The following is a 26187-nucleotide window of genomic DNA, read 5'->3' as shown; positions in this document are numbered from 1 at the left end:
TCGATGAACACGATCAAACGAATCGATCCGCGCCGGCCGTTCATCATCACGGCCGCGGGCCTGAAGCGCATCACGCTCGGCGAGGAAGGCAGCGCCGACGCGAGCGCCGCGCAGTGGTCCGCGCACGGTCATGGCGCCGCGGCCGCGAAGCCGCGCCGCGCGGTGCAGGACCCGAAGCACGTAATGCTGGTGGTGGCGCACACCGAGCGCGGCGCGCTCGACGACCATACGCGGCAGGCGATTGCCGCTGCCGCGGTGCTCGCCGACGCGCAGACGGAAGTCGCACTGCTGGCATTCGGCGAACTGAAAGATGACGCCGCCGAACTCGGCGTCGACAAGCTGATCGAGCTGGCCGACTTCGACCGTCGCGCCTTCGCGCCCGAAAGCGAATTGCAAGCCTTGCAGGCATGCGCCGCGGCGCTCGCGCCGAAGCACGTGTTCGTGCCCGACAACGCGACCGGCGACGGCGATCTCGGCCGGCGTTACGCGGCGGCCGCCGGCGCGAGCGTCGCGACCCACGTGGTCGAGATCGACGCGAAGCATGTCGGCGCGTATGCGCAGGCCGGCCGCGCATTCGCGACGCGCGGGCTGCCCGACGTGATCCTGCTCGCGCAGAACGCGGTCGAGGCGAAACTGCCGTTCGTCGGCGCCGGCGATCGCCTGGCCGCCGACTTCATCCGCCCGGCCGGCAACGCGGCACAGCCGTACCGCGATCTCGGCCTCGAGGAAATCGACGCGGCGCAGGTCGCGCTGGAGGAAGCCGACTTCATCGTGTCGGCCGGCAACGGCGTGTCCGACATCGGCGCGTTCGAGCAACTGGCCGGCGCGTTCGGCGCGGCGATCGGCGCGAGCCGCGTCGCGGTCGACAACGGTCACTTCACGCGCGACAAGCAGGTGGGCGCGACCGGCAAGACGGTCGAGGCGAGCGTATACATCGCGTTCGGCATCTCGGGCGCGGTGCAGCATTTGCAGGGGATCAAGGACTGCCGCCACGTGATCGCGGTGAACCTCGACGGCAGCGCGCCGATCGCGAAGCGCGCGAACCTGACGGTGGTGGGCGACGCGCAGGCGACGATCGCCGCGCTGATCGAACAGGTGCAGGCCGCGCGCGCGTCGCGCGGACAATCGCCGGCCGCGGTCGGCTCGCGTGAATCCGAAGGAGTCGCAGCATGAACGCCCCCCGCCAGTTGCAACGCATCGCGGTGCTCGTGTCCGTGGGCCGGCACCCCGTCAGCGGCACCGCGCGCTACAGCCGCAACGACGCGGCCGCGCTCGAGGTCGGCCGCCAGCTCGCGGAGCGGCATCGCGCGCAGCTCGACGTGATCCATGCGGGCGATCCCGCGAATGAAGCGCTTGCTGAATACCTCGCGCTCGGCGCACGGCAGGTCGAGGTGCTGGCCTGCCACGACGGCGACGATGCTGCGCACGCGCTTGCCGCGCGCGTCGAAGGCTACGACCTCGTGCTGACCGGCACGCGCGCCGAGGGCGCGTACGACACCGGGATGCTGCCGTATCGCGTCGCCGCGGCGCTCGGCTATCCGCTCGTCGGCTCGGCCGTCGACGTGACGGTCGACGGCGGCCGCGCGGCGGTCCGGCAATTCTTGCCGAAAGGGCTGCGGCGGCGCGTCGACGCGGCGCTGCCGGCCGTCGTCGCGGTCCATCCGCTCGCCAACGTGGCGCCGCGCTACGCGTATGCGCGGCTGCGCGCCGGCGCGATCCGCCCGGCACTCACGTCGACCGGCGCGGACGCCGATGCGGCGGCCTGGAAGGTCGGCCCGATCGAGCGTAAACCCGTAAAGCTGGTCGCCGCCGAGAAGCGCTCCGGGCATGCCCGGATGCTGTCCGCGACCACGACCGAAAGCCGCGGCGGCAACGTCGTAAATGAAGGGAGTTCAGTCGAAAAAGCACAAGTGATCCTCGCGTATTTGCGCGAGCATCAGCTCATCGACTACTGATTTTGATGCCTGTCGGCAACCACACTGGGACGCAAGGAATCCGGAGCAAACGATGAAAGTATCGGCAGACATTCGTGAACTGATCGAGCGACGCAAGGAAGGTTACAGCCTCGACGCGCCGTTCTACACGAGCGAGGACATCTTCGCCCTCGACATGGAGGCGATTTTCCACCAGCACTGGATCCAGGTCGCGGTCGAACCGGACATTCCCGAGCCGGGCGACTACGTGACCGTGGAACTGGGCAGCGACTCGATCCTGATCGTGCGCGACGACGACATGGAAATCCGCGCGTTCCACAACGTGTGCCGCCACCGCGGCGCGCGCCTGTGCAACGAGGATAAAGGCTCGGTCGGCAACATCGTGTGCCCGTACCACAGCTGGACCTACAACCTGACGGGCCAGCTGATGTTCGCCGAGCACATGGGCGAGAAGTTCGACCGCTGCAAGCACAGCCTGAAGTCGGTGCACGTGCAGAACCTCGCGGGCCTGATCTTCGTCTGCCTCGCCGAGGAGCCGCCGGTCGATTTCGCGCAGCTGCGCGCCCAGATGGAGCCGTATCTGCTGCCGCACGATCTGCCGAACACGAAGATCGCCGCGCAGATCGACATCATCGAGGAAGGCAACTGGAAGCTCACGATGGAGAACAACCGCGAGTGCTACCACTGCGTCGCGAACCATCCCGAGCTGACGATCTCGCTGTACGAATACGGCTTCGGCTATCAGCGCTCCGACGCGAACGCCGAAGGCATGGACGCGTTCGCTGAAACCTGCGTGCGCCGCGGCAAGGAGTGGGCCGAGATGGGCCTGCCGTCCGCCGAAATCGAAAAGCTGGACGACGTGACGGGTTTCCGCACGCAGCGCCTGCCGCTCGACCGCCACGGCGAATCGCAGACGCTCGACGCGAAGGTCGCATCGAAGAAGCTGCTCGGCCAGTTCGACCAGGCCGACCTCGGCGGCCTGTCGTTCTGGACGCAGCCGAACTCGTGGCATCACTTCATGAGCGATCACATCGTGACGTTCTCGGTGATTCCGCTGTCGGCCGGCAAGACGCTCGTGCGCACCAAGTGGCTCGTCCACAAGGATGCGAAGGAAGGCATCGACTACGACGTGAAGAACCTGACGGCCGTGTGGAACGCGACCAACGACCAGGATCGCGCGCTCGTCGAATTCTCGCAGCGCGGCGCGACCAGCAGCGCATACGAGCCGGGCCCGTATTCGCCGTACACGGAAGGTCTCGTCGAAAAATTCTCGGCCTGGTACATCGGCCGGCTCGCCGAAAAAATCGGCGCGTAGTAGTCGGAAGAAAGTAAGTGGAGCTACACATGATGCGAGATTCGGCCAATTTCGAGCCGGTGGACAGCCGGGTTACGCACCCGGCGTTCTGGAGCGCGCTGCCCGAGCGCTGGACGAGCGACGTCGAGGAAACGCTGGTGTGCTGCCACGTGCGTCAGGAAACCCACGACGTGAAGAGTTTCTTCTTCCGTTCGCCGCAAGGCCGTGCGTTTTCCTTCGAGCCGGGGCAGTTCATCACGCTCGAACTCGACATCGACGGCGAGACGATCAACCGGTGCTACACGATCTCGTCGTCGCCCGCGCGGCCGCACACGATCTCGATCACGGTGAAGCGCGTGCCGGGCGGCAAGGTGTCGAACTGGCTGCACGACAACCTGCAGCCGGGCGCGTCGGTTCGCGTGCTCGGCCCGGCCGGCGAATTCACGTGCGCGCGGCATCCGGCGCGCAAGTACCTGTTCCTGTCGGCCGGTTCGGGCGTCACGCCGCTGATGTCGATGAGCCGCGCGCACCATGATCTCGCCGAGGATCGCGACATCCTGTTCGTGCACAGCGCGCGCACGCCGGACGACATCATCTTCGCGCGCGAGCTCGACCTGATCGCGTCGAACCATACGAACTTCCGCGCGTCGTTCGTCGTCGAGCGCGTCGGTGCACGCACCAACTGGCCGGGCGTCACGGGCTTCCTGACGCTGCCGCTGCTGAAGCTGATCGCACCGGACTTCATGGAGCGCGAGATCTTCACGTGCGGCCCCGCGCCGTACATGAAGGCCGTGCGCGACCTGCTCGACGAGGCCGGCTTCGACCGCAAGCAGTATCACGAGGAAAGCTTCTCGTTCGAGACGCTCGCGCAGACCGCGAGCGACGACGTGCTCGCTGAACTCGCGCCGGCGGCCAACGACGGCGACGTCGCGACGAAGCAGTACACGGTCAGCTTCGCCAAGAGCAATCGCGAGATTTCGTGCGGCTCCGAGCAGCACGTGCTCGACGCGGCGCGCCAGTCCGGCGTGCGGCTGCCGGCGTCGTGCACCCAGGGCATGTGCGGCACCTGCAAGGTGAAGCTCGTGTCGGGGCAGGTCGAGATGAAGCACAACGGCGGCATCCGCCAGCGCGAGATCGATCAGGGGATGGTGCTGCTGTGCTGCAGCAAGCCGCTGTCGGATCTCGTGATCGACAAGTAGTCGAAACAAGCCATCGCCGGTCCGGGCGCGTCGCATTGCGTTGCGTCGCCTCCGGACAAGCATCCGTCGGAAAACAACGATACCGCGGAATTGTGGTTGAAGAACCTAGAGAGACAACGCGCACGGTGCGCATTTCAAGGAGATCGACCATGAAGTTGTTCGGAAAAATGCTGTGGACCGGCGCACTGTCGGCGATGGTGGCACTGAGCGCGTCGGCGCTCGCCGATACGAAGCCCACGCTGAAGATCGGTTACGTCGAAGGCTGGGACGACAGTGTGGCGACGTCGAACGTTGCGGCACGCGTGATCGAGAAGAAGCTCGGTTACCAGGTCCAGCTCGTGCCGGTGGCTGCCGGGATCATGTGGCAGGGCGTGGCGCGCGGCGACCTCGATGCGACGCTGTCCGCATGGCTGCCCGTCACGCACGGCTCCTACTGGGGCGAGTACAAGTCGAAGGTCGTCGATCTCGGCGCGAACTTCCCTGACGCGAAGATCGGCCTGATCGTCCCCGACTACGTGAAGGCGAAGAGCATCGACGATCTGAATGCCGAGAAAAGCAGCTTCGGCGGCCGGATCGTCGGCATCGATGCGGGCGCGGGCGTGATGCGCAAGACCGACGAAGCGATCAAGAGCTACGGCCTCAGCTACACGCTGATGCCGAGTTCGGGCGGCGCGATGACGGCCGAGCTGTCGCGCTCCGTCGGCGCGAACAAGCCGGTGATCGTGACCGGCTGGGCGCCGCACTGGATGTTCGCGAAGTGGAAGCTGCGCTTCCTCGAGGATCCGAAGAAGGTGTTCGGCGGCGCAGAGCACGTCGACAGCGTCGTGAACCCGCAGCTCGAAACGAAGGCCAAGCCGGTCGTCGCGTTCCTGAAGAAGTTCCAGTGGAAGCCGGGCGAGATCGACAGCGTGATGCTCGCGATCCAGAACGGTTCGAAGCCGGAAGCGGCCGCCGATGCATGGATTGCCGCGCATGCTGACCGCGTGAATTCGTGGACTGAAGGCGCGCAGTAATCCAGCGGCGATTCGTCGCCAAAAACTAAAAAAACAACATGCCGGGAATGGTTTGCAGGAATCCGAAATAATCGTGAATCCATGCGGCCATATCCCGGCTTTCTTTTACTGATTCTGCAAAAAAGCGCTTAAGTTGTTACACTACGGCCCTTGTGCGGAGTCATCACAGGAGGAATTGGATGAGTCAAGCAGGACTGCGTGCGAACCGCACCAGTGACGTTGAGGCAACCATCTCACACGATTCGACGGGCCACACGCTGCATCGTGGCCTGACTTGGAAAGACGCATTCTGGGTAACGAGCGGCGTGCCGGCAGGCGTGCTGTTCACGATCGGCGGCGTATGCGCGACGATCGGCCAGCCCGCGTGGGCGATCTGGATCGCCGCGATCACGATGGGGCTGATTCAAAGCGCGACTTATGCGGAAATATCGGGACTATTTCCCCATAAATCGGGCGGCGCGTCGGTATATGGCGCGATCGGCTGGGTCCGTTACAGCAAGCTGATTGCCCCGGTTTCCGTGTGGTGCAACTGGCTCGCGTGGTCGCCGATGCTCGCGCTCGGCTGCGGCCTCGCGGCGAGCTATGCGCTCACGAGTCTCTTTCCCGCCGACGCGGCGGTGCTGCACTGGCAGCTCAAGGTTGCGGATCTCGGGTTCATCAAGTCGGGTCTTTCCCTGCGAATCAACGCGACGTTCATCATCGCGACGATTCTGCTTCTCATCACGTTCAAGCTTCAGCACAGCGGTGCGTCGAAGGCCGCGCGTACGCAGCGCATTCTCGGCATTGCGTCGCTCACGCCGCTGCTGATCGTCGGCATCGTGCCGTTCGTCACCGGCGACGTGCCGATGTCGAACCTGCTCCCGCTGCTGCCGCTCGGTCATGACGCTCAAGGCAACCTCACGACCGCGACCTTCGGTTCGTGGAACGGGCAGGGCGTGACGATGGCGCTCGGCGCGATGTTCATGGCCGGCTGGGCGTCGTACGGCTTCGAAACGGCGGTCTGCTACACGCGCGAATTCCGCGATCCGCGTCGCGACACCGCGAAGGCGATCTTCTGGTCGGGCGCGTTGTGCCTCGTCGTGATGACGCTCGTGCCGATGGCGTTCCAGGGCGCGCTCGGCACGCAGGCGATGCTCGATCCGGCGATCGGCGACGGCACCGGCGTCGCGGCCGCGATGGCGAAGATCGTCGGTGGCGGCGCGTGGGTCGCGAACGCGGTCGTCGTGATGCTGATGCTGTCGATCCTGCTGATCGTGATGACGTCGATGATGGGCTCGTCGCGCACGCTGTACCAGGCATCGGTCGACGGCTGGCTGCCGAAGTACCTGTCGCACGTGAACGAGCACGGCTCGCCCACGCGCGCGATGTGGACCGATCTCGGCTTCAACCTCGTGTTGCTGATGATGTCGGACTACATGACGGTGCTGGCGATCTCGAACGTCTGCTACATGCTGTTCGTATTCCTGAATCTTCAGTCGGGGTGGATCCACCGGATGGACCGCGGCAGCTGGGATCGGCCGTTCCGCTGCCCGACCTGGCTGCTCGTCGCCGGCTCGGTCTGCGGCTACGCGAACCTCGTCTATGTCGGCGCGGGCGCGAACCTGCAGGGCGAAGGCACGCTGCGCAACGGGCTGATCGCGATGCTGCTGATCGTGCCGGTGTTTCTCTATCGTCACTACTGGCAGGATCGCGGCCGTTTCCCCGCGCAGATGCAGCGCGACATGGAACTCGAAGTGCCGAAGCGCGCGATGTGGCTGAACCTGATGCCGTATGCGGCGCTGGTCGGCGCAGCGCTGACGATCTGGCTGTCGTACTACTTCGCGTGGGTCAAGTAAGCATCTGAACGCGGCACGCGCGTCGCGCGACGAACCCGGACACCGCACCCGGGGCCGTCGCGCGAAGCGTCGAACGCAAGGCGATAAAAAACCCGACCGGCAGGGGCTGCCGGTCGGGTTTTTTGTTGGCTGCGCGCCGAACGGATGCGCTTACGGAAACACCACCGTGCGGTCGCCGTTCAGAAACACGCGCCGCTCGATGAACGCCTTCACCGCGCGTGCAAGCGTGATGCATTCGACGTCGCGGCCCACCGCGAGCAATTGCTCGGGACGCAGCGCATGATCGACGCGTTCGACCACCTGCTCGATGATCGGACCTTCGTCGAGATCGTCGGTCACGAAGTGCGCGGTCGCGCCGATCAGCTTCACGCCGCGCGCATGCGCCTGGTGATACGGCTTCGCGCCCTTGAAGCCGGGCAGGAACGAGTGATGGATGTTGATCGCGCGGTTCGCGAGCTTCGCGCTGGTTTCCTGCGACAGCACCTGCATGTAGCGCGCGAGGATCACGAGGTCGGCGCCGCTCGACTCGAAGAAGTCGAGCCACTGCGCTTCCTGCTGCGCCTTGGTGTCGGCCGTGATCGGGAAGTGGCGGAACGGCAGCCCGTGCTGCGTGGCGAGCGGCTCGAAGTCCGGATGGTTCGACACGATGCCGACGATGTCCATCTTCAGTTCGCCCATCCGCCAGCGGAACAACAGGTCCGCGAGGCAGTGCTCGAGCTTCGACACCATGATCAGCACCTTCGGGCGCGCGTTCACGTCGTGGATCGCCCATTGCGTGTCGCCGTCACCGCCGCCGCCGAGCGCGGTCGCGATCGGACCGAACTCCTGGCGCAGCGCGTCGATCTGCAGCGTCTCATCCGTCGGATGAAACACGCAGCGCACGAAGAAATGGTTGCTGAGATCGTCGTCGAACACGTTCAGCGCATCGACGTAGCAGCGATGGCGCTCGAGAAAGCCGACGACGGCGGCGACCTGGCCGGCCGCGCTCGGGCACGACAGCGTCAGGACGAATTGATCGGGGCGTGAGTCGGCGGTCATGAGATTCCTCGGATGTCAGGGAACGCAACGCGCGCGGCGGCGCGACGGGGCGCCACGCTACGCGGGTAGCGGGAGGCTCAAGTAAATCAGGACGATTCGGGCGCGGATAGAACCAACCCGCCGTGTGGCTGGTATCGGCGCGCCAGCGGGGGGCGCGGCGGTGGTGGGGCTTGAGGCGGGGGTTGCGGGGGGCGGGCGCGGCCGGTCCGGCGAGGCGGGCGCAGCTGGTCCAGCGGGCGTCAGGCGGGGCAGGCCCGACTGCTTCAGCAAGCGTCAGGTGGCCCTCCGCCGGCCGCCCGCCCGTTCAGACCGGCGCGCACGCGTCCAGCAGCCAGCGCCGGAACACATGCGTCGCGTCCGGCTCGGGCCGCTGCGGCGGCCGCACGAGGAAGTAGCCGCGCGACGTGACGACGGGTGCGTCGACGAGCTTCACGAGCTGCCCGGACGCGACGAGTTCGTCGACGAGCGGCGACCAGCCGAGCGCGACACCCTCGCCGAGCAGCGCCGCGTGAATCACCAACGCATAGCTGTTGAAGGTCACGCCGCGCGCGGCGGCCGGCGCGTCGAGGCCGTGCGCGTCGAACCAGCCGGCCCACGACAGCCAGCGTTCGGGGCGCGTCGGCTGCACGTGCAGCAGCGGCAGCGCATGCAGGTGCTCGGGCCGCGCGACGTGCGCGTGCGCGGCGCGGAACGCCGGCGAGCAGACGGGCGTGACCGATTCGGGAAAGAGCCGCGCGGCCGTGCACGACGGCCAGTGGCCGTCGCCGAAGAGGATCGCGATGTCGGCATGGTCGCGCTGCACGTCGTAATCCTGCGAGGTGACGACCCGCACGTCGACGTCCGGCATCACGCGCTTCAGGCCCGCGAGGCGCGGCATCAGCCAGTAGGTCGCGAAACCGAAATCCGTGACGATCGTGAGCGCGCCGTGCTCGCGGCGCGCGCGCAGCGTCGCGGTGGCGCCGCGCAGCGTGTCGAGGCTCACCCGCACGGCTTCGTACAGGCACTGGCCGTCGCTCGTCAGCGTGACGCCGCGCGGGCTGCGCTCGAACAGCGGCACGCCGAGTTCCGCTTCGAGCTGGAACACCTGCTGGCTGACAGCCGGTTGCGTCGAGCCGAGCTCGCGCGCGGCGGCCGTGAAGCTCTGGAGACGGGCGGCCGATTCGAACGCGCGCAGCGCCTGCATCGACGGTAACGGTTCGGATTTCGACATAAGTCTCTCTAATGGCCTCATAAGGGCCGGACGCCTTCCCGCGCGAATTCGGGCGGGGGATAGTGCTTCGGACGGCACGGCGCCGCGCCAGGCCTTCCGCGATTCTAGCCAGTCGCGGCCGGTGCGCGCGGCACTTTCTTCAGGCTGCGTCCGTCATGCCGGCCGTGTCGCCGCCCGAGCGTCGCGCCGTTCCATTCGAACACCGATTTCCCCAAGACCGCCGATGACGAACCCGACTCCCAACATCCTGATCCTGATGGCCGACCAGCTGACGCCGTTCGCGTTGCCGGCCTACGGCAACCGCGTCGCGCGCACGCCGACGCTCGACCGGCTCGCGGCGCAAGGCGTGGTGTTCGACGCCGCGTATTGCGCGAGCCCGCTGTGCGCGCCGTCGCGCTTCTCGCTGCTGACCGGCAAGCTGCCGTCGGGTATCGGCGCCTACGATAACGCCGCCGAATTGCCGGCGCAAACGCTGACTTTCGCGCACTACCTGCGCGCGGGCGGCTACCGCACGATGCTGTCCGGCAAGATGCATTTCTGCGGACCCGACCAGCTGCACGGCTTCGAGGAGCGGCTCACGACCGACATCTATCCGGCCGATTTCGGCTGGGTGCCCGACTGGGACCGCCCGACCGAGCGGCCGAGCTGGTATCACAACATGAGTTCGGTGCTCGAGGCCGGCCCGTGCGTGCGCACGAACCAGCTCGATTTCGACGACGAAGTCACGTTCGCGGCGAAGCAGAAGCTGTACGACGTCGCGCGCGAGCGCGCGGCCGGTCATGACGCGCGGCCGTTCTGCATGGTCGTGTCGCTCACGCATCCGCACGATCCGTACGCGATCACGCGCGAATACTGGGATCTGTACCGCGACGACGAGATCGACATGCCGGCCGTGCGGCTCGATGCGCAGCAGAGCGATCCGCATTCGCAGCGGCTGCGCTTCGTCTGCGAAAACGACCGCACGCCGCCGACCGACGCGCAGATCTGCGCCGCGCGCCGCGCATACTACGGCGCGACGTCCTATGTCGACGCGCAATTCGGCAGCGTGCTGGCCGCGCTCGAGCAATGCGGCTTCGCCGACGACACGATCGTGATCGTCACGTCCGACCACGGCGACATGCTCGGCGAGCGTGGGCTCTGGTACAAGATGACGTTCTTCGAAGGCGGCTGCCGCGTGCCGCTGATCGTCCATGCGCCGGGCCGCTTCGGTGCCGCGCGCGTGCGCGGGCCGGTGTCGCACGTCGATTTGCTGCCGACGCTCGTCGACCTCGCCGGCGCGGCGCCGGCCGGCGGCTGGCCGGACCCGGTCGACGGCGCGAGCCTGGTGCCGCATCTGCAAGGCGCACCCGCGCACGACGTCGCGCTGGGCGAATACCTCGCGGAAGGGGCGGTTGCGCCGGTCGTGATGATCCGCCGCGGCGACTGGAAATACGTGCATTGCCCGGCCGATCCCGACCAGCTCTACAACCTCGCCGACGATCCGCGCGAGCGCACGAACCTGGCCGGTCTGCCCGAAGCCGCCGGCGTGCTCGCCGCATTCCGCGAGGAGGCCGCGCGCCGCTGGAACCTGCCGGAACTCGACGCGCAGGTGCGCGCGAGCCAGCGGCGGCGCCGCTTCCATTACGCGGCGACGACGCAGGGCCGCATCCAGGCGTGGGACTGGCAGCCGTTCACCGACGCGAGCCAGCGCTACATGCGCAATCACATCGAACTCGACACGCTCGAAGCGATGGCGCGCTTTCCGCGCGTCGGGCGCTGAGCGGGCCGCAGCGGACATTGACGAACGACGGAGGAAGCGAATCATGAAACGGCAATGCAATGCAGCAATCCGGAGCCTGGGCACCGCGCTCGCCGCGGCCGCGTGCGTGGTGGCGATGCAGCAGCCCGCGCACGCCGCCGACCCGCAGACGTGCCGCGACGTGAAGATGGCGGCGCCCGGCTGGACCGACATCGACGCGACGAACGCGATGGCCGGTGTCGTGCTGAAGGCGCTCGGCTATCGGCAGGACGTCGCGAACCTGTCGGTGCCGATCACTTACCAGGGCTTGAAGAAAGGGCAGGTCGACGTGTTCCTCGGCAACTGGATGCCCGCGCAGGCGCCGCTCGTGAAGCCGTTCGTCGACGAGAAGTCGATCGACGTGCTGCACGCGAACCTGAGCGGCGCGAAGTTCACGCTGGCCGTGCCCGACTACGTCGCGGCGGCCGGCGTGCACACGTTCGCCGATCTCGCGCGCTACGCGGACCGCTTCGGCGACAAGATCTACGGGATCGAGCCCGGCGCGCCCGCGAACCAGAACATCAAGCGGATGCTGTCCGACCATGCGCTCGGCGCGGCGAACTGGTCGCTCGTCGAATCGAGCGAGACGGGGATGCTCACGCAGGTCGAGCGCGCGGTGCGCGACAAGCGCTGGATCGTTTTTCTCGCGTGGGAGCCGCACCTGATGAACACGAAGTTCAAACTGACCTACCTGTCGGGCGGCGACGTGTATTTCGGCCCGAACTATGGCGGCGCGACGGTCAACACGGTCACGCGCCCGGGCTTTGCCGGCCAGTGCGCGAACCTTGCGCGGCTGTTCCGGCAGATGACGTTCTCCGTCGACGTCGAGAACCGGATGATCGCCGACATGCTCGACAACAAGACGTCGCCCGCGCTCGCGGCGCAGCATGCGCTGAAGGCCGACCCCGCGCGCGTCGAAGCGTGGCTCGACGGCGTCACCACGGCGGCCGGCGCCCCCGCGTTGCCGGCCGTGCGCGCGGCCCTCGACGCCCGCTGATCCGCCTCCGGGCGGCCGGTTTTTGCCGCGCCGCCCGCCTCCGTGTTTTCCCGAACAGTCGCATCGAGACCATTTGGTGTCGCCTTCAGACGGGTGACATGAAATATGGGTTTGTATTTTTCGCCAATGGCTGCGTTATTGCGGAAAACGAAATGCCGAAGCCAGCGGACGTACCGAATTCGAATCGGCCGGCGTATTGCTGTGCGCGCCAGGCCACGATTCTTTCCATCGAAGGGTTCAGGGAGGGTGGTCGACAATGAAGCAAAAGAAAGTTGCCGTAGCCGCCGCGCTGGTATGCGCGGCCTGTATTCCCGCCATCGGCCACGCGCAGAGCAGCGTGACGCTGTACGGGATTCTCGACGCGGGCATCACATACGTGAACAACACGGGCGGTTCGCACGTGGTCAAGTTCGATGACGGTGTCTCGTACGGGAACCGCTTCGGCCTGAAAGGCACGGAAGATCTCGGCGGCGGCCTGAAGGCCGTGTTCGCGCTCGAGAGCGGTTTCCACCTCGGCAACGGCCAGCTTGGCTTCGGCGGGTCGGAGTTCGGGCGGCAGGCTTATGTCGGTCTCCAGAACGATTGGGGCACGCTGTCGTTCGGCAACCAGCTCGACATCACCAACGAGCTCGTGTCGATCTACAACATCTCGGCATGGGGCAGCGGCTACGCGATCCACCAGGGCGACTTCGACCGCTTCAACGGCGACCGCCTGCCGAACTCGGTCAAGTTCCTGTCGAACGACCTGAACGGCGTCAAGTTCGGCGCGATGTATTCGTTCGGCAACGTCGCCGGCAACTTCCACCGCAACAGCGCATGGAGCGCGGGCGCGAGCTACACGAAGGGCGACTTCTCGATCGGCGCCGCGTACACGCGCCTGAACAACCCGAACGGCATCTACGCGTTCGACCCGTACGCGATGATCGGCACGCATACGTTCCTCGGCCAGCAGACCGTGACCGTCGATCCGGCGACCGGCGCGCGCACCGACCTGTTCGCGAACACCGCGATGGACGTCGACAGCCAGGGCACGTTCGGCATCGGCACCAGCTACACGATCGGCAAGCTGACGCTCGACGCCAACTTCTCGTACACGACGATCAAGGGTTTCGGCCAGTCGTCGCACATGCAGGTGTATGAAGGCGGCGGCTTGTACCAGTTCACGCCGGCGCTGAGCTTCATCGCGGGCTACCAGCACACGCGCTTCGAAGGCCACCACTGGAACCAGGGCACGGCCGGCCTGCACTACCTGCTGTCGAAGCGCACCGACGTGTACATCTCCGGCGATTACCTGCGCGCGTCGCAAGGCGTCGATGCGGTGGTCGGCTACAGCTTCACGCCGTCGACGACGCAGACGCAGGCCGACGTGCGGATCGGGATGCGGCATTCTTTCTGAGTGGGGTTGGAGTAGATCTTTCGACGTTTTTCAGCTAGGTCTCTCTTTGGCGCGAACTGCGGTTCGCGCTTTTTTTTTTGTTCATCGCGGGATTCCGGGGAATGCGGCGTGCACGTCAACGAACCGCCGGGGCCGCGGGCCGGCAGGGTTTTCATCAGGACATCCGGGGCGCCGCACGATCCATCATGGAGAAAGCACTGTCGCAGCCAACCGCAGGAGGGCGCACCGTGACTTCCGATCCCACTCCCACGACCGCCTTCGTGTTCGCCGGCGGCGGCAGTCTCGGCGCGATCGAGGTCGGCATGCTCCGCGAGTTGGTGGCGAGCGGCGAACGGGCCGATTGCGTCGTCGGCGCGTCGGCGGGCGCGATCAATGCCGCCTATTTCGCCGGCCGGCCGGATGCGGACGGCGTCGCGATGCTCGCCGCGCTGTGGTGCAGGATCCGCCGCCAGGACGTCATGCCGTTTTCGATGCGCAGCCTCGTCGCGATGCTGCTGCGCAACCGGCCGCATCTGGTCGAGGCCGATGCGCTGCGCCTGCTGCTGGAAACGAACCTGCCGTACCGGCGGATCGAGCAGGCCGCGTTGCCGCTCCACATCGTCGCGACGGACGTGCTGAGCGGCGAGGAGGTCGTGCTGTCCGCCGGCCCGGTCGTGGATGCCGTGCAGGCCAGCGCGGCGATTCCCGGCGTGTTTCCGTCGGTTCGCATCGGCGACGTGGAGCTCGTCGACGGCGGCGTCGCGAACAATACGCCGATCTCCGTTGCGATCGCGCTCGGCGCCAAGCGGATCGTCGTGCTGCCGGCCGGGTTCGCCTGTGCGTTGCGCGTACCGCCGCGCAGCGCGATCGCGCACGCGACGCATGCGCTGACGCTCGTGATCGCGCGGCAGCTGGTGCGCGATCTGGAGCTGTACGCGGCACGCGCGCAAATCCATGTCGTGCCGCCGCTCTGTCCGCTGGAGGTGTCGTCATACGATTACTCGCAGTGCGCGCAACTGATCGACAGGGCCGCGGAACGCACGCGTGCGTGGATCGATGCGGGCGGGCTCGCGCAGTGCGCGATTCCCGGCCAACTGCGCGAGCACGATCACGCCGCGGCGCTGTCGCATTGAGGGTTGCTCACGCCGCGTACAAACTCATGAACGCAGAACGCAGAACGCAGAACGCAGAACGCAGAACGCAGAACGCAGAACGCCGGCCACCTCTCCCCGGAAATCGGCGAAGAATCTTTTTTGCGCGCGATGCGATGCGATGCGATGCGATGCGGTGCGGTGCGGTGCGGTTCGGTTCGGCGTCGCATCGCGCAGCGCAGTGCAGTGCAGGGCGTGCCGGCCGCACCGGCATCCGATGGGCATCCGGCAAGGTTCCGTTGGTTGAAGCTATCATCGCGCTTTGGCCGCATCGCGTATCGGCGATCGCCGGCCTTCCCTCCATGACGTCTCGCCGATGACCGCCCCGTTACCCGAATCCACTTCGCCGTCGCCGTTACCCGCCAACCTGTTCCGCCACACACCGTTCCAGCGCTTCTGGGGCACGCGTGTGATGTCGTCGCTCGCTTTCCAGATCCTGTCGGTCGCGATCGGCTGGTACGTCTATGCGCTCACGCACAGCGCTTTCGCGCTCGGGCTCGTCGGGCTTGCGCAGTTCGTGCCGATGTTCGCGCTGACGCTCGTCGTCGGGCAGGTGGCCGACCGCTACGATCGCCGGCGCATCGCGACGATCTGCCAGGGCGTCGAGGCGCTGGCCGCCGGCGTATTCTTGTTCGGCGCGGCGCAAGGCGGGCTCACCGCACCGGGCGTGTATGCGCTGGCCGCGATCGTCGGCACCGCGCGTGCGTTCGAATCGCCGTCGGTGTCGTCGCTGCTGCCGGCCGTCGTGCCGCGCAGCGACCTGCCGCGCGCGACCGCACTGTCGACGTCCGCGAACCAGGCCGCGCAGATTCTCGGGCCTGCGTTCGGCGGGGTGCTGTATGGCGTCGGCGCGCCCGCGGCGTTCGGCACGAGCGTCGTGGCGTTCGCGATCGCGGCCATCCTGAGCGGCACGATTCCGCTGCGCAGTGCGCCGCCTGCGCGTGAACCGGTCACGCTGCGTTCGGTGTTTTCCGGCATCGCGTTCATCCGGCGCGAACCGGCGATCCTCGGCGCGCTGTCGCTCGACCTGTTCGCGGTGCTGTTCGGCGGCGCGACCGCGCTGCTGCCGATCTACGCGCGCGACATCCTGCAGGTTGGCCCGTGGGGGCTCGGCGCGTTGCGCGCGGCGCCGGCGGTCGGCGCGCTCGCGGGCACGCTGTGGCTCACGCGATTTCCGCTGAAAGGGCGGCCGGGCCGCGCGATGTTCGGCGGCGTGATCGCGTTCGGCATCGCGACGATCGTGTTCGGGCTGTCGCGCAATTTCGTGGTGTCGCTCGTCGCGCTGGCGGCGCTCGGCGCATCGGACGTGGTGAGCGTCGTCGTGCGCCTGTCGCTCGTGCAGCTGCGCACGCCCGACGATATGCTCGGCCGCGTGAGCGCGGTCAACTCGCTGTTCATCGGTACGTCGAACCAGCTCGGCGAATTCGAATCCGGCGTGACGGCTGCGTGGTGGGGTGCGCCGGTGGCGATCGTTGTCGGCGGCGCGGCGACGATCGCCGTCGCGCTGACATGGGTGCGGTTGTTCCCGACCTTGCGGAACATGACGTCGCTCGAGCGCGATCATTGAGTCGACGTCAGCGGGGCGATGCGTTCACGGGAAACCGGCCTCATTCGGCGCAATTCATTTCAAATTGCTTTCTTGTTTCAATCGAATTCCAAACGGCATTCGGCCCGTATAATCATCTGAACAATAAATCCGGCGCTGTCGTTTCGCGTGATGCAAGGTATCGGAGCTGAAAGCGGTGCGCATCATCGAGCCCGCCGGGGTGGGAATCCGAAAAGGGGCTGATACTTCAGTGCCTTGCTGCGCAAGGCCCCCAGCCCTGAATTTGTCAGACTGAATATCCCGATCAATTACAAAAACCATTCATATAATTACGTCGAACTTTCCGTAATTTTTCGAAACATCGTTCTTTCGTATGACGAAGCGGGTATCAATTGAAACAGAAAGAAATATCTGGAATGATACCGATTCTCATTTTCATGACCGCGGCGACGACTGCGCTGCCGGTCACTCGTCAATCGTAGCCAGCTAGTGTCGCCGTCGGTCTGATCGTCGGCGGCCAGCGAGCCAGCATATCCGTGCCTCGTGCGCGCGTCGCCGCGCGTCCACGCGGGGCGGTTTCAAATTCCGACTGGATTTTCATGCCGAACAAGACCCCGTTCGCGAGTGCGCTCGCGCTGGCCTTTGCTTTGCCTATCGCTTCGCCTGCATTCGCGCAGAGCACGAGCGCCGAATCGGCGCCGGCCGTCACCGCGAAACCGGGCAGTGCGACGCCGGCCGCGCGCGACACGCTGCCGACGGTCAACGTGTCGGGGCAGGCCGTGCATCAGGACTTCCAGGCCGAGCGTTCGACCGTCGGCGCGAAAACCCCCACCGCGCTGCGCGACATTCCGCAGTCGGTCACGGTGATCAACAAGGCGCTGCTGGAATCGCAGGGGCTCACGTCGTTCCAGGACGCGCTGCGCAATGCGCCGGGCATCACGATCGGCGGCGCGGAAGGCGGGCAGATCGGCAACAACATCAACCTGCGCGGCTTCACCGCGCAGAACGACATCTATCTCGACGGCTTCCGCGACCGTAACCAGTACTACCGCGACACGTTCGATCTCGATTCGGTCGAGGTGCTGTACGGCCCGTCGTCGATGCTGTTCGGGCGCGGCTCGACGGGCGGCGTGATCAACCAGGTGTCGAAGAAGGCGAACCTGAAGCCGTCCGCCGAAGTGTCGACGACGATCGGCACCGACGACCACTACCGCACCAGCGTCGACCTGAACCGGCCGCTCGGCGCGACCTCCGCGTTCCGCATCAACGCGTTCGGCCAGTCGCTCGGCTCGACGCGCGACGTGATGAAGAACAAGGACTACGGAATCGCGCCGGAGCTGCGCTTCGGCATCGGCACGCCGACGGAGATCACGCTGTCCGCGCTGATCCAGCACAACTACGACATGCCGGACTACGGCGTGCTCGCGGTCAACGGCCATCCGGCGCCGGTGTCGAAGCACACGTTCTATGGCCTCACCGACGACCGCACGATCCAGGACGTGCAGACGGTGTCCGCGCGCATCGATCATCGCGTCAACGACGCGCTGACGATCAGCAACCGCACGTCGTTCTCGCACTCGATGACCGATGCGCGCGAGACGGCCGCGAACGCGGTGCTGACCGGGCCGCTCGCGTCGAGCACCGCGCTCGCGAACGGCAACTACACGTCGTTGCCGATGTCCGCGCTGTACGTGAAGCTCGCGAGTCACGATCGCGTGATCGAAAACCATTCGGTCGACAACGACACGATGGCGCATTTCAAGTTCGACACGGGCTTCGTGAAGCACGACCTGATCGCGGGCATCGAGGTCGGGCACGACAGCTACACGAACCAGGCGTACACGCGCAGCGGCCTGCCGATCCTGTCGCTGATCAATCCGGCCTATCTGTCGTCGACCGCGTCCAACGCGACGCAGACGCCGGCCAACCACGCTGAATCGGGTGCGACGACGCTCGCCGCGTACATGAACGACACGGTATCGATCGGCCGCGACTGGAAATTCGTCGGCGGGCTGCGCTGGGATCGCTTCCAGGCGCATCTCGCGAATACGGTGAGCGCACCGCGCTACGCGTCGCAGACCAACTACTTCACGAGCGTGCGGGCCGGCGTGATCTACCAGCCGACCGAATCGCAGTCGTACTACTTCTCGTACGGCACGTCGTTCAACCCGTCGCTCGAGACGCTGACGGTCACGAACAACACGCAGAACCTGTCGCCGGAACACACGAAATCGTACGAGGTCGGCGGCAAGTGGGATCTGCTGAACGACAACCTGTCGGTCACGTCGGCGCTGTTCCAGCAGGAGAAGAGCAACGCGCGCACGCTGACGTCGACGGGTGAATACCTGCTCGAGGGCGATATTCGCGTGCGCGGCTTCCAGGCGAGCGTGACGGGCCACATCACGCCGAAGTGGCAGGTGTTCGGCAGCTATACGTACATGAACGGCGTGATCCTGAGCGCGCTCGACGGCACCCAGGGCAAGACGCTCGCGAATACGCCACGCAACACGTTCACGCTGTGGACCACGTATGCGTTCACGCCGCACTGGGAAATCGGCGGCGGTCCGACCTACATGTCGGGTCGCTACGCGGCGAACACGAACTACGTGCAGGTGGGCGGCTATACGCGCTGGGATGCAACGGCCGCGTATCACGCGAAGCAGTGGGACCTGCGCCTGAACCTGCTGAACCTGACCAACAAGTTCTATTACGATGCGCTGATCCAGTCGGACGGCGGCCGCGCGGTGCCGGGCGTCGGACGCACGTTCCTCGCGACGCTCGACTACCGGTTCTGACCGCACGCGTGCGATCGCCGCGTCATTCGATGAAAAAGGTGGAACGATGCTTGTACACATCCCGAACGTGCTGACACCCGAGCAGGTGCACACGGTGCGTGACCGGCTCGACCAGGCGGGCGACGCGTGGGTCGACGGCCGCGCGACGGCCGGCTACACGGGCGCGCCGGTCAAGCGCAACCAGCAGATCGCCGAGCATGCGCCGATTGCGCGCGAACTGGGCGACGCGATCCTCGCTGCGGTCGAGCGCAATCCGCTGTTCATCAGCGCCGCGCTGCCGAACCAGGTCTATCCGCCGCTCTTCAATCGCTACGAAGGCGGGATGACGTTCGGCAGTCACGTGGACGGCGCGGTGCGCGTGCTGCCGAACGGCGTGAAGCTGCGCACCGACGTGTCGGTCACGCTGTTCCTGTCCGCGCCGGACGAATACGACGGCGGCGAACTCGTGATCGAGGACGCGTATGGCGTGCAGCAGGTCAAGCTGCCCGCTGGCGACATGATCGTCTATCCGGCGACGAGCCTGCACCAGGTCACGCCGGTCACGCGCGGCGTGCGCATCGCGAGTTTCTTCTGGGTGCAGAGCCTCGTGCGCAGCGATGCACAGCGGGCGCTGCTGTTCGACATGGACACGGCGATCCAGCGGCTCAACGCCGGTGGCGCCGATACGCAGGCGTGCCGCAGCCTGGTCGGCTGTTACCACAATCTTCTGAGAATCTGGAGCGAGACGTGAGCGTTGCCGATCCCATCGACATCGACGCGGCATCCGCGTCCCGCATCGCGCCGGGCGTGCGCCCGGCCGGCTCCGGCGGCGCGCGTTCGCGCCGCGGCACCTTCATCAAATGGCTGCGCAAGGTGCACGGCTGGGTCGGTCTGTGGGGTGCCGCACTCGGGCTGTTGTTCGGCACGACGGGTTTCCTGCTGAATCATCGTGCGCCGCCGCTGCGGATCCAGACCGGCACGCCGCGCGTCGAGACGTTGCGGCTCGGCGTGCCCGATCCGGAGCCCGCGTCACCGCGCGCGCTCGAGCAATGGTTGCGTGCGCAACCTGATCTGCATCTGCCAGAACGCATGGGCCGCGTGCAGAAGGAACCCGGGCATCCGGTCGCATGGGGCGACCGCGAAACCGTGCAGCCCGAGCACTGGCAGCTCGTGTTCGCGTCGCCGCATGAAAACGTCGCGGTCGACTACTGGGTCGGCAGCGACACGATGACGCTCAAGCGTACCGGCAACGGCACGCTCGCGTGGCTGACGAACCTGCACAAGGGCGTCGGGACGGGCATCGGCTGGGTGCTGCTCGTCGATACGCTCGCGGGCGCGCTGATCCTGCTGTCGCTCACCGGCGTGCTGTTGTGGACGGAACTGAACAAGCGCAAGACGATCGGCGTGGTGCTCGTGATCGGCTCGATCGTCGCGATCGTGTGCGCGGCCAGCGCGTAACGGCTGACGGTCAGACGCCGGCGTCGCGCGCGACCTGTACGGCCGTGCCGTAGCAGATGACTTCCGTGACGCCCGACCCGATCTCGGTCGAGTCGTAGCGCATCGCGACGATCGCGTTCGCGCCGAGCTTGCGCGCGTCGGCGAGCATCTTGTCGAACGCCTGCTGGCGCGCCTTCTCGCACAGCGACGTATAGAGCGTGATGTTGCCGCCGAACAGGGTCTGCAGCGCCGCGCCGAACGAGCCGACGATCGAGCGTGAACGCACGATGATGCCCTGTGCGACGCCGAGCGAGCGGACGGTCGTGTGGCCGGGCAAATCGAACGCGGTCGTGACGCGCTCGGGCGAGAGGGCGTCGACGGAGCGGGAGAAGTCGGTCATGGCGGAGCACCGTGGTGCGGAAGTGATCGAACGACGATTCTATCCGGAACGGGAAACGCGCTCGACCGGGCGCGCATCACGCACGCGCCCGCCCGGTGCGGCTCGAGCCGGCCGAGGCCGGTCAGCGCTTGACGGTCGTGCTGCCGTCGCCGCCGAGATCGACCGCATACGCAAGCGCCAGCTTGCCGAACTTCAGCGCGTGGTTCGCCTGCCGGTCCGAATTCTCCAGCGTGTCGTTCACGGTATGGATATAGGGACTGTCGTTCTGGTCGGCCTCGAACGGGAACGACGCCGGATAGCCTTGCGCATGCCACGACGCGTGATCCGAACATGCATAGCCGCATTGCGACGTGCCGATCGCGAGCTCGGGCAGGTAGGCCTTCGCGAGGTTCGTCAGGTAGGTGTTCTGCGCGGCGTTCGTGTAGTCGGTGATCAGGTAGATGTCTTTCGGATCGCCCTGGTAGTTCGTCATGTCGAGCTGCAGCACGCCGACCACGTTCGCATTCTGCGTGCGGAACTGCTTCGCGATCGCCTTCGACCCGAGCAGGCCGGCTTCCTCGGCCGCGTAGCCGACGAACTTGATCGCGGTGTCGCCGAGCGTGATCCACATCGGCGTCGCGTGCGCGGCGGCGGTCAGCAGCACGCCGCCCAGCGCGGCGCTCAGGCGGGTCAATGTCAGAGTAGGCATGTTCGATCTCGTGAGGATGGCGATGTCGAGGAAGAGGGGCGTCGCATCGTGCGGCGCCCCCGCCTGCTGCGGAATTACGACTTCTGCGGCACGGTCACGCCGTACGTGCAGCTCTTGTTGTATGCATTGCCGATCGCCGCGAGTTGCGCGCTGCTGTAGCCGAGCGCGGCGGCGGCCGTCAGCACCGCCTGGGCGGCGGCCTTCTGGTTCGTCGAGCTGTTGGTCATCGACAGCCCTTTCAGGAAGGCCTTGTCCATCGCCTGCGCGCCGATCGCGTCGCGCGCGACGAGGTTGCACGACGCCCAGTACTGGCCGGCCGTGTGGATCTCGGCGCCGCGTGCCTGCGCGTAGGTGCGCCCGACGTTCCAGTTCGTCACGCGGCCGCCCCAGTATTCGTTGTGGCCGTCCCAGTTGTAGACCCAGTGATACTGCGCGTCGGACGGGCTCCATTGATTGAAGTCGCGGCTGTACGCGGCGGCGAGATAGTCGCCCGTGCCTTCCGACAGGCCTTCCTGCTGCGACAGGCCGCCGTTGGTCACCCAGTCGTGGATGCCGTGGCCGAGCTCGTGGATCACGACGTCCGCATCCTCCGCGTCGTCGACACCGCCCTGGCCGAAGGTCAGCCGGCCGCTGCTCGACGAGTACGACGAGTTGTCGTCGCCCGATTCGCCGTGCGGGTCGTACTGCACGCCGCCCGTGTACTGGTAAGGCAGCGCCTTGATGCCGAGCGTCTGGTTCACGTAACGGAGGAACGTGTCGATGTGGTAGTACGTGTTCACCGCCTCGAAATACAGGTTGCCGCGCGTGAACTCGAACGTCGGCGTCGCCTGCGCCGGGCACGCGTTGTCGCGCGGCGCATCGAAGTCGACGCACGACGCATACGGGCCCGACAGCACGTAGCGCGAGTTCGACTGCGCGAGATCCTTCAGCGTCACACGCACGCGCGCGGCCGTGAGCTGGGTGGAATCGGTGTCGTTGCTGTCCTTGTAGCCCGTGCTGCCGTAACTGCTCTTCGTCGACGAAAGCGGATCGGGCCTGAATACGAAGCCGGTGCCGTCGGTCGCATAGAACGCCTTGTCCTCGGCGCGCAGCACTTCGCCGCTGTCCGCGTCGATCAGCAGTTCCCAGTCGCCCTTCGGGCCGTCCTGCGGGCGGCCGCGTACCTTCCATGCGGTATGCGTGCCGGCCTTGTCGACGAACGCGACGCGCTGTGCGTCGAGGTTCGTGAAGCCGCTGACGCCGAGATACGCGCGGGCGCGGTCGAGCGCCTGCTGCTGGTCGACGGCCTGTGTCTTGCGCGCGGTGACGGCCACGCCGTTGATCGTATTGCTCGCGACGTACAGGATGCGGCCGTCCTTCGCGACCGTCACCGCGATGTCGCTGCCGTACACGGGCAGTCCCGCCGCCTGCTGCTGGAAGCGCACGACGGTGAAGTCGGCATCGCTGCGCTCCGACGTCACCGCGAGGCTCGCGAGCGCGGCCGGGTCGAGCCCGAGCTGCGTCGCCTGCGACGCGACGAAATCGCGCGCGGCGGCCGCGGGCGTGGCGGCCGCCTTCTTCGCGCGATACGCGGGGTTGTACAGCGTGACGGCGACGCCGTCGGCGCGGAATTGCCCCGCGGCGGTATCGGCCTTGGCCGCGGCCGGTGCCACGCCGCGCGTCAGGCTTTCGCGCAGGCTCGACGCCTGCGGGTTCGCGACCTTGGTATCGGCCGCGCTGCCGCCGACGATGCCGAAACCGAGCGCGAGACCCAGGGCGAGCGGCAATGCTTTGCGTGATGTCTGCATGGGTGATCCTCATCTCAACGGTTGGACACGCCCGCGCGCTCGTGGCGAGCAGGCACGACACGGCTCGCGCGCCGGCTCGATGGAACCGGTGCGGCGAAGCGGTGCTGGGAGATTCGACTGACTGAGGATAACTAAGCGTCAGGTCGAAACGAATCGGAACGGAATGGCGGCGGGGAAGCGAACGGCAGGCAGGTGCGGCGACGGTGAAGCGAGCATCGTCATGTCATACCCCTCGGATCGGCATTGATATCGGTTTGGCAGCCTGCGTGGCGCGACGTGCGTCGGGCCCGGGCTCTCATCTCCTTAGGGCTGCCTATCTAATTGCGAGGTATGTTACAGAACATTTTCGGCACCTTTGCAATTTATTTTCGAAGGCCGCTTCGGTGCGTCGATCAATCGGCGGCATTGTTGAGCGAATGGCGGGAAACGCTGCCGGCGCGTGCAATGGCGCGCCGGATTGTACGCAAAAGCGGCGCCGTTCAGCGCGTCGCGCGGCGGTCGCTGCGCGGGCTCACGCCGAAACGCGAGCGATACGTGCGCGAGAAATGCGACGGCGATTCGAAGCCGCACGCAACGCACACCGACGTGATGCTCATGTCGGTCTGCTGCAGCAGCTCGCGTGCGCGATCGAGGCGCAGGTTCAGGTAGAAGCGCGTCGGCGTGTCGTTCAGCGTCGCGCTGAACAGCCGTTCGAGCTGGCGCCGCGTGATCGCCACGTCCTGCGCGAGCGCATCGGAACCGAGCGGGGTTTCCATGTGCCGCTGCATCGTGTCGATCACCTGGATCAGCTTGCGGTTGTGCACGCCATAGCGCGCGGCGATCTCGAGCCGCTGGCTGTCCGAGCGTTGCCGGATGCGGCTCACGACGAACTGTTCGGAGATGGCCGCCGCGAGATCGGCGCCGTGCCGCCGGCCGATCAGGTCGAGCATCATGTCGATCGACGCGGTGCCGCCCGCGCAGGTGATGCGCCGGTCGTCGATCTCGAACAGTTCCTGCGTCGCGTTCAGGCCCGGGTAGCGCTCGCGGAACGCGGCGAGCGCTTCCCAGTGCAGCGTCAGCATTTGCGAGGCGTCGAACAGCCCGGCTTCCGCGAGCACGAAGCTGCCGGTGTCGATGCCACCGAGCGTCGCGCCGTGCCGGTTCTGGCGGCGCAGCCAGTCGGCGAGCGCGCGGTCGTAGCACACGAGCGGATCGAAGCCGGCGACGACGAACACCGTCTCGACCTGCGCGACGTCCGCGTACGCGGCTTCGGCCGCGACCGGAATGCCGTTGCTCGCGGCGACGGGCGTGCCGTCCGCGCTGATCACGTGCCAGCGGTACAGCTCGGTGCGAAAGCGGTTCGCGACGCGCAGCGGTTCGACCGCCGACATGAAGCCGAGCGCGGAGAAGCCGGGCAGCAACAGGAAGTGGAAATCCTCTGGCATCGGGGCGTGGGGTGGAAGCGGGTGGTCGTCACGTACTGCGCGGCCCGTTGAGCGGACAGGCACGCGCGCAGCGCACCCGGCTCGCGGGAGCCGAACGTTCAACAACGGATTATGGCGGTTTTTTCCGGTGCTCAGCGCGTATTTGCGCCGCGCACCGTCCGGCGCGCCGTCGTCGAAGGCAGTTCGCCGAACTGGGCCTTGTACGCGTTCGCGAAATGCCCGAGGTGGATGAAGCCCCAGCGCGCGGCCGCCTCGCTGATCGGCAGGTCCGACTGCCGCGTGTCGAGCAGCAGGCGTCGCACCTGCGCGAGACGCAGCGAGCGCGTGTAGTTCAGCGGACCGGTCTGCACGACCGACTGGAAGCTGTTCTGCATCGTGCGCCGGCTCACGCGCAGCTGCGTGCACAGGCTCAGGATGTCGACGGGCGCTTCCGGGTGGTCGATCACGTAGTCGTGCACGCGCCGCACGATATCGGCGTGGCACGCGTGCGTGAGGCGATTCGACGGCCCGGGCATCCGGTAGGTGAGCAGATCGACGAGCACGTTGCCGACGTCGCCGCGCAGCTCGGACTGCGCACGCGCCGCGTCGAACGTAGCAGGTGCCGACAGCACGCGTTCGAGCAGCGTCGCGAGCTGCACGCTCGCGCGTTCGCGCGCGGCGACCGGCACGTCGGCGACGCCGCGCCGCAGTGCGCGCTCGTCGAGTCGGACATCGGCGGCATCCTCGATCTGCTGCATCAGCTCGGGATCGATGACCACGCCGATCAGCGACATGTCGTCGGGTGAATGGAGTTCGAAAGGCGAGCCGCCGCGCGCCATCACGATCGTGCCGCGCTCGATGCGCGCGTCGCCGAATGCGAAGGTGCCCGAGCCGGTGAGCGGCATCCCGAACACCGTATGGCCGGGCGGCAGGCGCCCGCGCTGGATGATGCGCACGTTCGCCGCTTCCTGGAACAGCTGCACGCCGTCGAGCTCCACGTGCTTGACCGCGCTGCGATACGGGCCCGAGCCGATCTGGTCGTAACGCTGATCCCAGCCGCGCAGCGCCTCGGCATGCCGGTCCGCGTCGTCGAACATCTGGTGAAACACGAGCATGGCGCCTCCGGCGGTCGTTCGGACCGCGCAAGATTAAACCGACCGAGCGGTCGGTGCAATACGGATGAGCGCTATTTCCATGAGGGTTTTGGCGGGGTCGGATGGGGTGCGCCGCAGGTGCCTTTCAGGCGGTTTTCCAATATCCCGAATCGGCACGCACGCGTTGCCGGTCCGGGTGCTGAACCGGTTTATTGTCGAACTACAGTCGCCCCAC

General features: G+C 66.7%; 21 protein-coding genes. 14 read left to right on the top strand and 7 right to left on the bottom strand.

Going from position 1 to position 26187, the window contains the following annotated elements:
- The first annotated feature begins 3 nt into the window (after positions 1-3).
- From U4Y91_RS32010 to U4Y91_RS31985, 6 genes are all read left to right on the top strand, one after another.
- Positions 4-1173 (top strand): electron transfer flavoprotein subunit alpha/FixB family protein, encoded by a 1170-nt coding sequence (locus U4Y91_RS32010; protein WP_321808410.1) that lies wholly within the window; start codon positions 4-6, stop codon positions 1171-1173.
- A complete protein-coding gene (locus U4Y91_RS32005) occupies positions 1170-1955 on the top strand; it encodes an electron transfer flavoprotein subunit beta/FixA family protein (RefSeq protein ID WP_044844358.1) in 786 nt (261 codons plus the stop codon). The genes U4Y91_RS32010 and U4Y91_RS32005 overlap by 4 nt, the downstream gene beginning before the upstream one ends.
- A gap of 52 nt (positions 1956-2007) precedes the next feature.
- Positions 2008-3249, top strand: coding sequence for an aromatic ring-hydroxylating dioxygenase subunit alpha (locus tag U4Y91_RS32000; protein WP_321808409.1), 1242 nt, complete (start codon positions 2008-2010; stop codon positions 3247-3249).
- Positions 3250-3278: 29 nt separating this feature from the next.
- Positions 3279-4427, top strand: coding sequence for a hybrid-cluster NAD(P)-dependent oxidoreductase (locus tag U4Y91_RS31995; protein ID WP_321808408.1), 1149 nt, complete (start codon positions 3279-3281; stop codon positions 4425-4427).
- Positions 4428-4576: 149 nt separating this feature from the next.
- The gene (locus U4Y91_RS31990; RefSeq protein WP_321808407.1) at positions 4577-5440 is read left to right on the top strand and encodes a glycine betaine ABC transporter substrate-binding protein; all 864 of its coding nucleotides are present in this window, start codon (positions 4577-4579) and stop codon (positions 5438-5440) included.
- A 179-nt stretch (positions 5441-5619) separates the two neighbouring features.
- Positions 5620-7275, top strand: coding sequence for an APC family permease (locus U4Y91_RS31985; RefSeq protein ID WP_321808406.1), 1656 nt, complete (start codon positions 5620-5622; stop codon positions 7273-7275).
- Positions 7276-7425: 150 nt separating this feature from the next.
- Here U4Y91_RS31985 and purU read toward each other — a convergent pair whose 3' ends face one another.
- Together purU and U4Y91_RS31975 are read right to left on the bottom strand one after the other, a co-directional pair.
- Entirely contained in the window at positions 7426-8313 is an 888-nt protein-coding gene (purU, locus tag U4Y91_RS31980; RefSeq protein WP_044844353.1) for a formyltetrahydrofolate deformylase, read from the bottom strand.
- Between the two features lie 304 nt (positions 8314-8617).
- Positions 8618-9544 carry a choline sulfate utilization transcriptional regulator gene (locus U4Y91_RS31975; RefSeq protein WP_321808405.1) on the bottom strand — a complete coding sequence of 309 codons (927 nt, stop codon included), beginning with the start codon at positions 9542-9544 and terminating at the stop codon, positions 8618-8620.
- Between the two features lie 202 nt (positions 9545-9746).
- Between U4Y91_RS31975 and betC the strand changes: the two genes are divergently transcribed.
- From betC to U4Y91_RS31935, 8 genes are all read left to right on the top strand, one after another.
- A complete protein-coding gene (gene betC / locus U4Y91_RS31970; RefSeq protein ID WP_321808404.1) occupies positions 9747-11282 on the top strand; it encodes a choline-sulfatase in 1536 nt (511 codons plus the stop codon).
- A gap of 43 nt (positions 11283-11325) precedes the next feature.
- Positions 11326-12297 (top strand): choline ABC transporter substrate-binding protein, encoded by a 972-nt coding sequence (gene choX / locus U4Y91_RS31965; RefSeq protein WP_321808403.1) that lies wholly within the window; start codon positions 11326-11328, stop codon positions 12295-12297.
- A gap of 256 nt (positions 12298-12553) precedes the next feature.
- Positions 12554-13693 (top strand): porin, encoded by a 1140-nt coding sequence (locus U4Y91_RS31960; RefSeq protein ID WP_321808402.1) that lies wholly within the window; start codon positions 12554-12556, stop codon positions 13691-13693.
- A 227-nt stretch (positions 13694-13920) separates the two neighbouring features.
- Positions 13921-14805, top strand: coding sequence for a patatin-like phospholipase family protein (locus U4Y91_RS31955; RefSeq protein ID WP_321808401.1), 885 nt, complete (start codon positions 13921-13923; stop codon positions 14803-14805).
- A 334-nt stretch (positions 14806-15139) separates the two neighbouring features.
- A complete protein-coding gene (locus U4Y91_RS31950; RefSeq protein ID WP_321808400.1) occupies positions 15140-16390 on the top strand; it encodes an MFS transporter in 1251 nt (416 codons plus the stop codon).
- Positions 16391-16968: 578 nt separating this feature from the next.
- Complete coding sequence (locus tag U4Y91_RS31945) at positions 16969-19164, top strand: TonB-dependent siderophore receptor (RefSeq protein WP_321808399.1); 2196 nt, start codon at positions 16969-16971, stop codon at positions 19162-19164.
- Positions 19165-19210: 46 nt separating this feature from the next.
- Positions 19211-19894 carry a Fe2+-dependent dioxygenase gene (locus tag U4Y91_RS31940; RefSeq protein WP_321808398.1) on the top strand — a complete coding sequence of 228 codons (684 nt, stop codon included), beginning with the start codon at positions 19211-19213 and terminating at the stop codon, positions 19892-19894.
- Positions 19891-20601 carry a PepSY-associated TM helix domain-containing protein gene (locus U4Y91_RS31935; protein ID WP_321808397.1) on the top strand — a complete coding sequence of 237 codons (711 nt, stop codon included), beginning with the start codon at positions 19891-19893 and terminating at the stop codon, positions 20599-20601. Before U4Y91_RS31940 ends, U4Y91_RS31935 begins: the two co-directional genes overlap by 4 nt.
- 10 nt (positions 20602-20611) lie before the next feature.
- Here the strand turns inward: U4Y91_RS31935 and U4Y91_RS31930 are convergent, their stop codons facing one another.
- From U4Y91_RS31930 to U4Y91_RS31910, 5 genes are all read right to left on the bottom strand, one after another.
- Positions 20612-20980, bottom strand: a complete 369-nt coding sequence (locus U4Y91_RS31930; protein ID WP_321808396.1) for a YbjQ family protein — start codon at positions 20978-20980, stop codon at positions 20612-20614.
- Positions 20981-21101: 121 nt separating this feature from the next.
- Complete coding sequence (locus tag U4Y91_RS31925) at positions 21102-21668, bottom strand: M28 family peptidase (RefSeq protein WP_321808395.1); 567 nt, start codon at positions 21666-21668, stop codon at positions 21102-21104.
- 74 nt (positions 21669-21742) lie between these two features.
- The gene (locus U4Y91_RS31920) at positions 21743-23455 is read right to left on the bottom strand and encodes a M36 family metallopeptidase (protein WP_321808394.1); all 1713 of its coding nucleotides are present in this window, start codon (positions 23453-23455) and stop codon (positions 21743-21745) included.
- 479 nt (positions 23456-23934) lie between these two features.
- Positions 23935-24879 carry a GlxA family transcriptional regulator gene (locus U4Y91_RS31915; RefSeq protein ID WP_321808393.1) on the bottom strand — a complete coding sequence of 315 codons (945 nt, stop codon included), beginning with the start codon at positions 24877-24879 and terminating at the stop codon, positions 23935-23937.
- A 131-nt stretch (positions 24880-25010) separates the two neighbouring features.
- Complete coding sequence (locus U4Y91_RS31910; RefSeq protein ID WP_321808392.1) at positions 25011-25973, bottom strand: helix-turn-helix domain-containing protein; 963 nt, start codon at positions 25971-25973, stop codon at positions 25011-25013.
- Positions 25974-26187 lie beyond the last annotated feature (214 nt).

Source organism: Burkholderia sp. BCC1993 (genome assembly GCF_905339865.1).
Lineage (GTDB): Bacteria > Pseudomonadota > Gammaproteobacteria > Burkholderiales > Burkholderiaceae > Burkholderia.
This window is presented reverse-complemented; position numbering and strand designations above follow the sequence as displayed.